Below are 13,614 nucleotides of genomic sequence, written 5' to 3' on the forward strand. Positions count from 1 at the left end.
GCTGTTGCTTTGGCTGTTGCCGTTGCTGTGGCTTGAAGCAGGTGCAGGGCGCAGCCCTGCTCGGAACACCCCCCTCGTGCACAATGGGCCGACCCCGCCTGGACACCGTCCTGATGTCGAGCAAGCCGCATTCAGAAGCCTGCGAGCGCAACCGCGAACCGATCGCCGCCGCACTCGACCCGTGGATGGGCGACCGCCATCGGGTGCTGGAAATCGGCAGCGGCACCGGCCAGCACGCGGCCTTCTTCGCCGAGCGTTGGCCCTGGCTGCGCTGGCAGCCCAGCGACCATCCGGACCATCTGCCCGGCATCGAGGCCTGGCGCGCGGAAGCGGCGCTTCTGAACCTGCTGCCGCCGGTGGCGCTGCAGGTGGAACTGCCACCGGCGCCTGGGCTCAGCCTGCCACAGGGCAGCACGTTCGACGCCGCGTTCAGCGCAAACACGCTGCACATCATGAGTTGGGCGCACGTGCAGGCGTTGTTCGCCGCGCTGCCATCGGTGCTGCGTCGCGGCGCGCTGCTGGCGGCGTACGGCCCGTTCAACTACGGCGGCCGCTACAGCAGCGACAGCAACGCGCAGTTCGATGCCTGGCTGAAGGCGCGCGACCCGCGCAGCGGCATCCGCGATAGCGAAGCGGTGCAGGCGCTGGCCGCCGACCACGGATTCACCCGCCTGGGGGATGTGGCGATGCCGGCCAACAACCGCCTGCTGCTGTGGCGGTTGGGGTAAACCATCGGTAGTGCCGGCCGCTGGCCGGCAACCGATTGCCGGGATGAATGCCGGCCAGCGGCCGGCACTCCCTTCAGGCCACCTGCACGATATGCAGCGCCTTCGGATTGCGCCACTGCGCCAGCAGGGCCGCTTCGCGCGCCTTGGCCTGCTCGAAATGCGCTTCCTTGACGTGGCCGAAGCCGCGGATGTGCTCGGGGATGCTGGCAATCTCCACCGCCAGGGCCAGGCGGTCGTCATCCAGGCCGTCCAGCAGTACCTGCACGGTGGCCTCGTAATCGCCGATCAGCTTGCGCTCCATGCGGCGTTCCGCGGTGCGCCCGAATACGTCGAAGCGGCCGCCACGCAGGAACTTCAGCCTGGCCAGCAGGCCGAAGGCCTTGAACATCCACGGGCCGTATTCCTTCTTCAGCAACCGGCCCTGCTCATCCTTCCTGGCGAACAGCGGCGGCGCCAGGTGGAAGCGCAGCTGGTAATCGCCCTCGAACTGCTGCTGCAGGCGGCGCTGGAAGTCGCCGCTGGTGTACAGGCGGGCCACTTCGTACTCGTCCTTGTAGGCCATCAGCTTGAACAGGTAGCGGGCCACGGTCTCGGTCAGCGCAGTGGAGCCGCCGATGCGCTCGGCTTCGGCGGTGCGCACGCGCTCGACCAGGCGGCGGTAACGGTTGGCGTAGGCAGTGTCCTGGTACTCGACCAGGAACGCGGCGCGGCGCTCGATCATTTCATCCAGCGAGCGCGACAGGCGGGCGTCATCCAGCGGCAGGAACGCCACGTCGCCACCGTGCGAGGGCAGGCCGCGCAGTTCGCGTTCGTCGCCGGTGTTGCGCGGTGCCGCAGTGGCACCCCATTCATTGCCCTCCCACTCGCCTGGCGGCAGCGGATGCAGCGGGCCCGGGGTGGATTCGGCATCGGTGTGGCGGTTGCGCACCAGGCCGGCGGCCTGCTGCACGGCCTGCGGATCGACCACGGCCAGGCGGCCCCACGCAAAGGCCTGCTGGTTCATCGCCACGGCGGCGCCATTGAGCTCGATGGCGCGCATCAGTGAGTCGAACGACAGCGGCACCAGGCCCTGCTGCCAGGCGTAGCCGAGGATGAACAGGTTGGCGGCGATGGCATCGCCCAGCAGCGCGGTGGCCAGCTGGGTGGCATCGAGCAGCAGTGGTTCCTGGCCGCCCAGTGCCACGCGCACGCCGGCGATGATGTCGGCGGCGGGGAACTGCATGTCCGGGCGCGTGGTGAAGGTGCCCGGCATCGCTTCGTAGGTGTTCAGCACCACCTGCGAACGGCCGGCACGCACCTTCGAAAGCGCCCAGTAATCGTTGACCACCACCATGTCGCAGCCCAGCACCAGGTCGGCCTCACCGGCGGCGATACGCACGGCGTGGATGTCTTCAGGGCGACGGGCAATGCGGATATGCGTGGTCACCGCGCCGCCCTTCTGCGCCAGGCCGGTCTGGTCGAGCACGGTCGCGCCCTTGCCTTCCAGGTGGCCGGCCATGCCCAGCAGCGCGCCGATGGTCACCACGCCGGTACCGCCGACGCCGGTGATCAGGATGTTCCAGGGCTGTTCCAAGCTGTCGCGAAGGGTCGGTGCCGGCAGGTTGTCCAGCAGCGTGGACGCATCGCGCTTGCTGCCCTTGCGCGGCTGGCCACCGTGCACGGTGACGAAGCTCGGGCAGAAGCCGTTCACGCAGGAATAGTCCTTGTTGCAGTTGGACTGGTCGATCTCGCGCTTGCGCCCGAACTCGGTTTCCTTCGGCAGCACCGACACGCAGAAGCTCTTCTTGCCACAGTCGCCGCAGCCTTCGCAGACCAGCGAATTGATCAGCACCCGCTTCTGCGGGTCTTCCAGCTTGCCGCGCTTGCGGCGGCGGCGCTTCTCGGTGGCGCAGGTCTGTTCGTAGATCAGGATCGAAACACCCTTCACTTCGCGCAGGCGCTTCTGCACTTCGTCCAGCTCGCTGCGGTCATGGAACTCGACGTCGCTGGGGAAGTGCTCGCGCTGGCCGGTCCACTTGCCGATGTTGTCCGACAGCACCACGATGGTGTGGATGCCCTCGGCACGCATCTGTTTTGCAATGTCCGGCACGCTCAGCGGGCCGTCCACCGGCTGGCCGCCGGTCATCGCCACCGCATCGTTGTAGAGGATCTTGTAGGTGATGTTGACGCCGGCAGCGACCGCCTGGCGGATCGCCAGCGAACCGCTGTGGAAGTAGGTGCCGTCGCCGAGGTTCTGGAACACGTGCGGGGTATCGGTAAACGGCGCCTGCCCGGCCCAGGTCACGCCTTCGCCGCCCATGTGGGTGAAGGTATCGGTGCTGCGGTCCATCCAGGTCACCATGTAATGGCAACCGATGCCGGCCAGCGCACGCGAGCCTTCCGGCACGTTGGTGGACGTGTTGTGCGGGCAGCCGGAGCAGTAGTGCGGCACGCGCGGAAAACTGGCGCGCGGCAACGCAAGTTCGGCTTCCTTCTCCTGCATCCACTGCAGGCGCTGCTCGATCGATGCGTTGTTGAAGAACTTCTGGATGCGGCGACCGATCACGCCGGCGATGGTGGCCGGGGTAAGTTCACCGGTGGACGGCAGGATCCACTCGCCGCTTTCATCGTACTTGCCGACGATGGACGGGCGCTGGCCCCAGCTGGCCGGCCAGTTGAAGAACTGTTCCTTCATCTGGCGCTCGATGAAGGCACGCTTCTCCTCCACCACGATGATGTCTTCCAGGCCCTGCGCGAAGCGCGCGATGCCCTGCGGCTCCAGCGGCCAGGTCATGCCGACCTTGTACACGCGGATGCCGATGTCGGCGCACGCGGCTTCGTCCAGGCCCAGGTATTCCAGCGCCTGCAGCACGTCCAGGTAGCTCTTGCCGGTAGTGACGATGCCCAGCCGCGCGCGCGGCGCATCCATCACCACCTTGTCGATGCCGTTGGCGCGGGCGAACGCCTGTGCGGCCTTCACCGCATAGCGGTGCAGGCGCATTTCCTGGTCCAGCGGCGGGTCCGGCCAGCGGATGTTGAGGCCGCCGGTCGGCATCTCGAAGTCTTCCGGCAGCACGATGCGGCGCGCCATCGGATCGACCTCGACCGAGGCCGACGATTCCACCGTCTCGGCGATCGTCTTGAAGCCGACCCAGCGGCCGGTATAGCGGCTCATCGCCCAGCCCAGCAGGCCCATGTCCAGGATGTCCTGCACGCCGGCCGGATTCAGCACCGGCATCATCGCGCTGACGAACTCGTCCTCGCTGCCATGCGGCAGGGTTGAACTGCGGCAGGCGTGATCATCGGCGGCCAGCGCCAGCACGCCGCCATGGCGCGAGGTGCCGGCGGCATTGGCGTGCTTGAACACGTCGCCGCAGCGGTCCACGCCTGGGCCCTTGCCGTACCACATGCCGAACACGCCCTGCACGTTGGCGCCGGGGAACAGGTTGGTCTGCTGGGTGCCCCACACCATGGTGGCGCCCAGGTCCTCGTTCAGGCCGGGGGTGAACTTCACCTTGGCCGCGTCCAGGTGCTTGCGCGCGCGCCACAGCTCCAGGTCAAAGCCGCCCAGCGGGCTGCCACGGTAGCCACTGACGAAACCGGCGCTGTCGATGCCTTCGTGCGCGTCGCGCAGCCGCTGCATCAACGGCAGTTTCACCAGCGCCTGCACGCCACTCAGGTAGATCCGCCCCTCGTTGCGGGTGTACTTGTGGTCGAGCGTGTAGTCACGGTCGATCAGGTCGGCGGAAGAGGGCGAAGTGAGTTGCGCGGTACTGGTCATGGCTGGCCCGGTCAGGATCGGCTGGCACCGGCCGCGTGCAGGCACGCGGCGGGAAAGGCGCGAATTGTAGCAGCGAGGCCCGACCGCCCCGGCACTCGCGCCGGCGGCCATGCTGGGGTTAGGATCGGGGAGAGAGAGGGAGGCTGCGGTTGCGGCCTGGGGAGAAGGGATGTCAGTTGCAGCAAAGATCCTGGGCAGCATGTTGCTGGTCTCGGGAACGGCCCCCGTGTGGGCCGCGCCGGCGGTGCCGGCACCACAGGAGTTCTACTTCGACAGCGATGCGGCCGCCGTGCCCATGATCGTGGTCCAGTCCGACGGGGATGCGCTGGTGGCGCAGCTGCTCAAACAGCGCGAGCGCGGCCGGCGTACCGTGGAGGCCACCGTGCAGCTGGCGTCGGTGGCCATTGCGCAGGGCCGCACCGAGCTGGGTGAACAGCTGTATCGCGAAGCACTGAAGGATGCGCCGGTGCAGGGCAGCCTGGGCCGTAGCGTGCGCTGGAATTACGGCTGGGACCTGCTGCGTCAGGGCCAGCCCGAAGCCGCCCTGGAGCAATGGCAGGCCGCTGCCGGTGGTTCGCTGAGCAAGCCGGGCTGGCTGCCACCCACCTATGCGCTGGCGCTGTGGCGGGCCGGGCAGAAGCAGGAGGCGGTGCAGTGGTATGCCGCAGCGGTGCGTACCGAGCCGACGCAATGGAGCGACAGCAGCCGCTTTGCGCAGTTGTTGCCGTTGTGGCGTGACGACGAGCGCGCCTCGCTGGCGGAAGTGCAGCAGGCCTGGGCGGCCGCGCCGCCGGCCTGGCCCTGAGGGAGGGGGCGGCCGGGTTGCACCCGGCACCCGCAGAGGCAACGGCTGGAGCAACTGCAGCAGCCGAAGCAACAGCGGGCTTCCTGCGGGATGGCGGGGCACTGTGGGTTTGCGGGGCCGCCGTAAACCCATCCATGGGGGCTTGGTCGCCGCATCCATGCGGCTCACACCCCGCAAACCCACAGTGCCCCGCCTTCGACAGGTTCCGGCGGCTGTTGGTAGGTGTCGACCTTGGTCGACACGGTAGGTCCATGCCATGCGTGGATGAGATCTGCCAGGGATAGAAATCGAACTGGGGTCAGATCCGTTTTCCTCTGGAAAACGGATCTGACCCCAGGGCCTCAAGAGCAGCCAGCCAACCGCTTTTGCTTTTGCTTCTGCTCTTTTTCTTTCTTCCACGTGGCTGATCGCCAACCGCAGCTGTTGCTTTCAGCAACCAGCCACGAGGGGCTGCGCCGTTCGCCGGAACCCCTCAATCGTCCGCGGAAACCGTCCGCCCCGACGCCCATGCCCGCAATGCCTCTACCTGCTCGGCCATCAGCACCGACAGCGGCCGCGTCGCACGGATCTCGTTCATCAGCAGCTCGGTATCCAACGGCCGGCCTTCGGCGTGCGCCGCATACAGCCCGGCCACGATCGCCTGCTCGATCTCGGCGCCGGAGAAGCCATTGGCCGCGGCCGCCAGCGCCGGCAGCGCGAAGTCGTCGCCGTTGAGCTGGCGTCGCCCCAGGTGCAGCCGCAGCAGCTCCACACGCACCTCAGGCGTGGGCAGGTCGACGAAGAAGATCTCGTCAAAGCGGCCCTTGCGCAGCAGTTCGGCCGGCAACTCGTGTACCTGGTTGGCGGTGGCGACGATGAAGACCGGCGCCTTGCGTTCGGCCATCCAGGTCAGCAGGTAGCCGAGCACGCGGCGCGATACGCCACCGTCCTCGCCACCGCTGGCCAGGCCCTTCTCGATCTCGTCCATCCACAACACGCAGGGCGCCAGCTGCTCGGCCGAGGCCAGCGCCTGGCGCAGGTTGGCCTCGGTCTCGCCGTGGTACTTGTTGTACAGCGCGCCCACGTCCAGGCGCAGCAGCGGTACGCCGAAGCCGGCGGCGGTGGCCTTGGCCAGCATCGATTTGCCGCAGCCCTGCACGCCCAGCAGCAACATGCCGCGCGGCGGATCCAGGCCGGCCGGTGCCGAGCCGGCGATGAAGGCCACCCGGCGCTGGCTGATCCAGCGCTTGAGCCGGTTGGCACCGGCCACGTCGCCGAAGCGCGCGCTGTCATGCTCGAAGAACAGGTGGCCGCTGCGGTTGAGCAGCTCGAACTTCAGCCGTGCCAGCTGCGGCAGGTCGTCGTCGCGCAGCGCGCCATCGGCGTAGATCAGCTGGCGGGCGATGCGGCGGGCATCGACCAGGCTCAGGCCCTGCAGGTTCTTCAGGATCTTCTTCACCGCCTCGCTGTCGACCTCGACACGGCGGCCGCCGTGTTCGCGCGCATAGGCGTCGGCCTCCTCGCGCAGCATCTTCAGCAGGGCGTTGGCATCGGGCAGGCGCGGGTTGAAGCGCACCGCCAGGGCCTCCAGCTCGGCCGGCAGCTCGACCTTGGCGCCGATCAGCACCAGCACATGCGGCTCGCTATGGCGGCGCTGGATCAGGTCGCGCAGCGCGCGCTGGTGGCTGGCATACCCCAGGTAGGGGTGGAAATCGAGCAGCAGGTAGACACCCCGCTGATCGGCCTGGCGGATCATCTGCAGGGCGGCGCTGGCATCGGGCGGGCCGACCGGCGGGTCCTCGCGGTCCAGGTCGATGCGACGCAGGCCCTCGGTGATGGACCAGCGGTGCAGGGCCCGCCACACGTGCATCAGCGTCTGCCGGAACAGCTCGACGATGCGGGCCTCATCCTGGGTCTCGATCACGATCAGGGGGGTATTGGCGCGGATCAGTGCGCTCAGGTCCTGCAGTTCGCTCATGCCGGTTCGATCCTTCGGGGGCGCCACGATAGCAAAGGCGATGGCCACTGGTTCAGCACGGTGCTACCTCCCGTCACCACCGCCGGTGTACGCTCGGGGCACGTACCCGGAAGCGAGGCTGGCATGAAGACGATCCTGGTGGCCGGTTCCAAGGGCGGGGTGGGCAAGACCACCGTCGCCACCCACCTGGCCGCGTACGCGGCATTGCAGGGCAAGGCCACGGTGATCGCCGATGCCGACCCGCAGGGCTCCAGCACCCGCTGGGCACAACGGCGTGCAGGGCTGGAAAGCGCGGTGCTCCCCATCGATGTGTATCGGAAGAAGCAGTGGGCGCAGAAGCTGCCCGACGGTACCGATACCGTCATCATCGATGCACCGGCCGGTGCGCTGGCCGACGATATCCCCCATTTCCTGGACGCGGCCGACGCCGTGGTGGTGCCGGTGCTGCCCTCGGCGCTGGATATCGAAGCCATCGTCGGCTTCCTCAACAGCCTGGCCCAGAACCCGCGCGTGCACAGCCGCAAGCTGCCGGTGGGGCTGGTCCTCAACCGCACCAAACCCTGGACCCAGACCTCGCAGCAGGCGCTGCAGATGCTGGCCGAATGGCCATACCCGGTGGTCGCGCAGCTGCGTGACAGCCAGAGCTACGTGGTCATGACCGGCCTGGGCCGCAGCCTGTTCGACTATCGCTCCGCCCAGGTGCGCGAACACCAGGCCGACTGGGAGCCGCTGCTGTCCTGGCTCAAGCTTTGATGCCTGCCTCACTTCTCCTGCTGCATCCTCTTCTCCATGGAAACCCGCGATGCGTGAACTGATCCTGCTGCGCCATGCCCATGCCGAACCCGCCGTTTCCGGCCAGGCCGACCTCGACCGGCCGCTGTCGCCGGTGGGGCTCGCCGAGGCCGAAGCCGCCGGCAAGTGGTTGAAGGAAAACAACCTGCTGCCCGACTGCGTGCTGTGCTCGCCGTCGCGACGTACCCGCGAGACCCTGGAAGCGGTGATGACGGCCATCGGCTATGTCGAAAAGCGCCTGGAAGACCGGATCTACGAAGCCACCCCGGGCACCCTGGCGGCGCTGGTGGACGAGCGTCGTGACCTGGACCGGGTGCTGATCGTCGGCCACAACCCGGGCCTGGAGCAGCTGGTGGCCCTGATGACCGACGGCACCAGCAGTGACTATCGCGGCATGCCGCCGGGCGGCGTGGCCGTGCTTGGCTTCCCGCGCGAGGCCTCGATCGAACCCGGCGTGGCCAGCCTGAACGCGTTCTGGTGGCCGTGATCCGATGAGCCTGGCGCGGCGCAGCCGCTTCCTGCTGCCCGCGTTGCTGGCGCTCGGCCCGGCCTGGGCCGCGGCGCCCCCACCGACCCCGTTGCCGCCCGTGTCCGCCGAGGCGCCACGGGTATTGCGCCTGGATACCCAGCGCTCGCGGATCGGCTTCGAGGTGCGCACCCGCTTCGGCCAGCGCATCGAAGGCGTGTTCCCGCACTTCGAGGGGCGTATCGAGATCCTGTCCGACGGCCGTCACCAGGTGCACCTGAAGATGTTCACCCGCTCGGTGGAGATCCCCGGCAAGGCGCGCTATACCGGCTGGATGCGCGGCGAGGAGTTCTTCGATGCCGGGCGCCATCCGGTGGTCGAGTTCGACTCGCTGCCCTACTGGCCGGAGACCGTGGAGCAGGGCGGCGCCATCAACGGCCGGCTGACCTTGCGCGGCATCAGCCACCCCGAGTCATTGCAGGTCGAGAAGGCGGAGTGCGCCCGACCCGGCTATGATTGCGACGTCGTCAGCCGCGGTACCGTGCAGCGAGGCCGGTACGGAATGGACAGCTGGCAGCTAGCCTTGAGTGACCGAGTGACCTTCGTATTGCGTGCGCGCCTGAGCGAGGCGCCGAAACCGTGAACCTCCTGCTGCGCGTACTGGCGCTGGCAACCGTGTTGCTGGGCAGCGGCTGTGCATCGCTCTCGCATGCCGAGCGTGACCGTGCCGAAGCGATTGCCGTGCAGGCGCGCTCGACCGACGTCGACTGCCAGCGCGCCGACCGCTGCGCGCAGGACTCGCCGTTGCGTGCGCTGGCGGGCCGGGCGTTCACCGAATCCACCCCGGAACAGCCACGCCACTACGCCACCCTGCTCGACGAGGGCGAGGGCGCCCTGGTCGCGCGCCTGAACCTGCTGCGCAGCGCCACCCGCAGCATCGACCTGCAGACCTACATCTTCGACAAGGACGACAGTGCCCGGCTGGTCATCGACGAGCTGCTGGCCGCGTCGCGGCGCGGGGTGAAGGTGCGGGTGCTGATCGACCAGCTCTCGGCGATCTCCGACCTGCAGATCCTCGGCGCCCTGTCCGGCGCGCACCAGAACTTCCAGCTGCGGGTCTACAACCCGACCTTCGGCAAGGCCCGGCTGAACTACTTCGACTATGCCGGCAGCGTGCTGTGCTGCTTCCGCCGCTTCAACCAGCGCATGCACAACAAGCTGCTGGTGATCGACGATGCGATCGGCGTGGTCGGCGGCCGCAACTACCAGGACGACTATTACGACTGGGACCGCGAGTACAACTTCCGCGACCGCGACGTGCTGATCGCCGGCCCGGAGGCGCGGGCGATGGCGGCCAACTTCGATGCCTTCTGGCGCGCCAGGCGCAGCGTGCCGGCCGAGCGCCTGAACGATGTCGGCCGCACCCTGCTGCGCGAGGGCGTGCCGACACTGCCGCCGGCCAGCTTCCGCCGCCCCGAGCGGGTGGAGCGGGTCAGTGCCGAAGCCAATGACATGGACTTCGTCAGCCGTTCCTTCGTCGATACCGCGTTGCCGGTGGCCTCGGTGCGCTATGTCGCCGACCTGCCGCGCAAGCACCGGCGCGAGAAGGCCGATGCGCCGCTGGCCGGACAGCACGTGACCGAGCCGCAGCTGGATGCGCTGATCGTCGGCGCGCAGAAGGAAGTGATCCTGCAGACGCCGTACCTGGTGCTGTCCAAACCGGCGCAGAAGCTGTTCCGCGAGCTGCGCAAGCGACCGCAGCCGCCGCGCGTGGTGGTGTCCAGCAACAGCCTGGCGGCGACCGACAACCCGATCGTCTATGCGCTGTCGTACAAGTACAAGCGGCGCAACATGCGCGAACTGGGCTTCAACATCTTCGAATACAAGCCGTTCCCGCTGGATGCACCGGTCGATTACCGCAACCTGCTGCCCGACCCGATCGCCGCGCCGGAAGGCGACGACGACGGCGGGCGCAACCCGCTGATCGGCGGCAGTGCTGCCGGCAGCAATGCCGGCGACCGTCGCGATCGCGATGAGCACCCGGCACCCACCGGCAAGCAGGGGCCGGTGAACCATCCGCGCACCGGCAGTGCCTACCAGAAAGCGCGCGAGCGCCGCCGTGCGGCCGGCAGCGAGGTCGAGACCCGCCTGCTGCGCACCGAGACCCGGCCCTCGTTCCTGGGCAGCAAGGCGGTCAACAAGCCGTTGCCGGTCACCCGCAAGGGCGCGCGCATGGGCCTGCATGCCAAGTCGCTGGTGGTCGATCGCCGCATCGGCGTGGTCGGTACCCACAACTTCGACCCGCGCAGCGAGAACTACAACACCGAAGGCGCGGTGATCATCGATGACCCGGCCTTCGCCGAGCAGCTGGCCGAGAGCATCCTGCGCGACACCCACCCGCAGAACTCGTGGACGGTGGCGCCGCGGGCCAAGCCGCCGGTGCTGTCCGGGCTCAACTACAGCGTCGGCAAGGCCTCCGAAGCACTGCCGATCCTCGACTTCTGGCCGTGGCGCTATGCCACCGACTACGAGTTCAAGCCCGGCCCGGACTGCCCGCAGCCGTTGCCCCGGCAGGACCCGGGCTTCCACCGCTGCTATGTCGCCGTGGGTGATTTCCCCGAGGTCAATGTCGGTCCGAAGTGGCTGCTGGTACGCATGCTGACCGCATTCGGCGCCGGCCTCGTTCCCATCCTCTGAAGGTGCCCGCATGACCCAGGTGTTCCGCGAAGCCGTTTCCCTCGAGCAGCTCAACACGCTCAGCCGCAACACCGCGATCGCGTCGCTGGGCATCGTCTTCAGCGCGGCCGGTGACGACTGGCTGCAGGCCACCATGCCGGTGGACGAGCGCACCCGCCAGCCCTACGGCATCCTGCATGGCGGCGCGTCGGTGGTGCTGGCCGAGACTCTGGGCAGCAGCGCGGGCAACCTGTGCGTGGATACGGCCAAGCAGATCTGCGTGGGGCTGGAAATCAACGCCAACCACGTGCGTGCGGTGCGTTCGGGCACGGTCACCGGCACCGCCCGCGCGCTGCACGTGGGCCGCAGCACCCAGCTGTGGGAGATCCGCATCGAGGACGAGCAGGGCCGGCTGGTGTGCATCTCGCGGCTGACCCTGGCGGTGGTGGCGGCCGGCCACGGCTGAGCCCCGGACGGGCGGTGACGGCAGCGGAACCCAGCGTTCCCTGCCGATTGCCCCGGTCGATGGGTGTTATGGCCTAAATCGGCTGGCAGCGATGACGGCCCTCCGGTATCGTGCGCGGATGACTTCCCCCACTCCGGCCCCCCGCGGCGGCGTGGCGCGTGTGTGCCGTTACCTGTACCGCGTACCGCTGCTGTTGGTCCACATCGTCGTGTTCCTGCCGCTCATCCTGATCGGCATGCTTCGGCCGTGGGGCGAACTGCGCGTGGGCGAGGCGACCCTGGGGGCCAAAGTGGTCAACTGGTGGCAGGGCGGGCTGATGTGGATCTTCGGCTTCCGCCTGGTGCAGATCGGCAGGCCGCTGCCCGGCGCCGTGCTGTTCGTCGCCAACCACGTCAGCTGGGTCGACATCTGCATCCTGCACAGCCAGCGCATGATGGGCTTCGTCGCCAAGCGCGAGATCGCCAGCTGGCCGCTGGTCGGGTGGCTGGCCTCGCGCGGGCAGACCATCTTCCACCAGCGCGGCAACACCGAATCGCTCGGTGGCGTGATGCAGGTGATGGCCGATCGCCTGCGCGAAGGCAAGGCAGTGGGCGTGTTCCCGGAAGGGCGTACCCGCGGTGGCCACGAAGTGGGCCCGTTCCATGCCCGCATCTTCCAGGCGGCGGTTGAGACCGGCGTGCCGGTGCAGCCGGTGGCTCTGGTGTACGGGCTCAAGGGCGACGCGCAGACCATTGTCGCGTTCGGCCCCGGCGAGAGTTTCTTCGCCAATTTCCTGCGCCTGCTCGGTGAGCCGGCGCGGCGTGCGGAAGTGCATTTCCTGGCACCGATCGGTGCGCAGGACCTGGAAGGCCGTCGGCGCATCGCGGAGACGTCGCGCGCGCGCATCGTGGCGGCCATGAGCACGCAGTGAGGGTGCGGTGGCCCTGATCCCGCCACCCGTCCTGGACGCCGGCACGCCGACGCTGCACGCGGCTGACTACCAGCCACCGCGCTGGCTGCGCAATCCGCACCTGCAGTCGATGCTCAGCTCCAGCCGCATGCGCCTGCAGCGCGGCCTGCTGCTGCTGGCCGCGACCGGCGCGATCAGCGAAGAACTGATCCTCGACGGCGGCGACGGCGTGCGCCTGCAGGGCTGGCACAGCCATGTCGAAGGCCGCGAACCCAAGGGCATGGCCCTGCTGCTGCACGGCTGGGAAGGCAGTGCCGAATCCAGCTACATGCGCATGGCGGCCGCGCGCATGCTCGAACAGGGCTTCGACGTGGTGCGGCTGAATTTCCGCGACCACGGCAATACCCATCACCTCAACCCCGGCATCTTCCACTCCAACCTGATCGACGAAGTGGTGCATGCCGCAGGCGATATCGCCCAGCGCTGGCCGCAGCTGCCGCTGGTGGCCGCCGGCTACTCGCTGGGCGGCAACTTCGTGCTGCGCCTGGCCCTGCGTGCGCCGGCGGCCGGCGTGCCGCTGCTGCGCGTCGCCTCGGTATGCCCGGTGCTGGACCCGGCGCTGACCATGGAGAGCATCGAGAACGGCCCGGCAATGTACGACTGGTACTTCCGGCGCAAGTGGGCCGGTTCGTTGCGGCGCAAGCGCGACCTGTTCCCCGAACTGAGCGACTGCGACGACCGCGTGCTGAAGCTGGACATCCGCGCGTTGACCGCCTGGCTGGTCGAGCGCCACACCAGTTTCGGCTCGTTGCAGGCCTATTTCGACGGCTACTCGATTGCCGGCGATCGCCTGTCCTCGCTGCAGGTGCCGGCCGACATCCTGATGGCACAGGACGACCCGGTGATCCCGTACGCGACCTTCAGCGACTGGCAGCTGCCGCGCAACGCGCACCTGGAAACCGCCTGCTGGGGCGGCCACTGTGGCTTCCTGGAAAACTGGCGCGGTGACGGCTTCTCCGAGCGCTGGGTTGCGCAGCGCCTGCAGCGCGTGCTGCAAGGCTGAACCGGCACGGGC

General features: G+C 68.4%; 11 protein-coding genes. 9 read left to right on the forward strand and 2 right to left on the reverse strand.

Annotated features, from left to right (window positions below; genetic code table 11):
• Positions 1-113 precede the first annotated feature (113 nt).
• Positions 114-728, forward strand: a complete 615-nt coding sequence (locus ACT6SE_RS21645) for a DUF938 domain-containing protein (protein ID WP_032961616.1) — start codon at positions 114-116, stop codon at positions 726-728.
• A gap of 73 nt (positions 729-801) precedes the next feature.
• On the opposite strand, the gene ACT6SE_RS21650 is transcribed toward ACT6SE_RS21645, so the two are convergent.
• Entirely contained in the window at positions 802-4,488 is a 3,687-nt protein-coding gene (locus tag ACT6SE_RS21650; RefSeq protein ID WP_046427751.1) for an indolepyruvate ferredoxin oxidoreductase family protein, read from the reverse strand.
• Positions 4,489-4,657: 169 nt separating this feature from the next.
• Here ACT6SE_RS21650 and ACT6SE_RS21655 point away from each other — a divergent pair, with 169 nt between their 5' ends.
• On the forward strand, positions 4,658-5,293 hold the full coding sequence (locus tag ACT6SE_RS21655) for a tetratricopeptide repeat protein (protein ID WP_046427754.1): 636 nt from the start codon (positions 4,658-4,660) through the stop codon (positions 5,291-5,293).
• 472 nt (positions 5,294-5,765) lie between these two features.
• Here the strand turns inward: ACT6SE_RS21655 and ACT6SE_RS21660 are convergent, their stop codons facing one another.
• Positions 5,766-7,250, reverse strand: coding sequence for an AAA family ATPase (locus ACT6SE_RS21660; protein ID WP_014645482.1), 1,485 nt, complete (start codon positions 7,248-7,250; stop codon positions 5,766-5,768).
• A 123-nt stretch (positions 7,251-7,373) separates the two neighbouring features.
• Between ACT6SE_RS21660 and ACT6SE_RS21665 the strand changes: the two genes are divergently transcribed.
• The 7 genes from ACT6SE_RS21665 to ACT6SE_RS21695 all read left to right on the forward strand — a co-directional run bounded on the left by ACT6SE_RS21665 (position 7,374) and on the right by ACT6SE_RS21695 (position 13,602).
• On the forward strand, positions 7,374-8,003 hold the full coding sequence (locus tag ACT6SE_RS21665; RefSeq protein ID WP_005420986.1) for a ParA family protein: 630 nt from the start codon (positions 7,374-7,376) through the stop codon (positions 8,001-8,003).
• A gap of 49 nt (positions 8,004-8,052) precedes the next feature.
• Entirely contained in the window at positions 8,053-8,529 is a 477-nt protein-coding gene (locus tag ACT6SE_RS21670; protein WP_014035499.1) for a SixA phosphatase family protein, read from the forward strand.
• A 4-nt stretch (positions 8,530-8,533) separates the two neighbouring features.
• On the forward strand, positions 8,534-9,151 hold the full coding sequence (locus ACT6SE_RS21675; protein ID WP_014645483.1) for a YceI family protein: 618 nt from the start codon (positions 8,534-8,536) through the stop codon (positions 9,149-9,151).
• Positions 9,148-11,205 carry a phospholipase D family protein gene (locus ACT6SE_RS21680; RefSeq protein ID WP_046427759.1) on the forward strand — a complete coding sequence of 686 codons (2,058 nt, stop codon included), beginning with the start codon at positions 9,148-9,150 and terminating at the stop codon, positions 11,203-11,205. Before ACT6SE_RS21675 ends, ACT6SE_RS21680 begins: the two co-directional genes overlap by 4 nt.
• A 10-nt stretch (positions 11,206-11,215) precedes the next feature.
• Positions 11,216-11,650 carry a hotdog fold thioesterase gene (locus ACT6SE_RS21685; RefSeq protein WP_014035502.1) on the forward strand — a complete coding sequence of 145 codons (435 nt, stop codon included), beginning with the start codon at positions 11,216-11,218 and terminating at the stop codon, positions 11,648-11,650.
• Positions 11,651-11,768: 118 nt separating this feature from the next.
• Complete coding sequence (locus tag ACT6SE_RS21690; RefSeq protein ID WP_046427762.1) at positions 11,769-12,560, forward strand: lysophospholipid acyltransferase family protein; 792 nt, start codon at positions 11,769-11,771, stop codon at positions 12,558-12,560.
• A 52-nt stretch (positions 12,561-12,612) separates the two neighbouring features.
• Entirely contained in the window at positions 12,613-13,602 is a 990-nt protein-coding gene (locus tag ACT6SE_RS21695) for a YheT family hydrolase (protein ID WP_046427777.1), read from the forward strand.
• Positions 13,603-13,614: the final 12 nt, after the last annotated feature.

The organism is Stenotrophomonas sp. LC732, assembly GCF_052446685.1.
Taxonomy (GTDB): Bacteria; Pseudomonadota; Gammaproteobacteria; order Xanthomonadales; family Xanthomonadaceae; genus Stenotrophomonas; species Stenotrophomonas muris.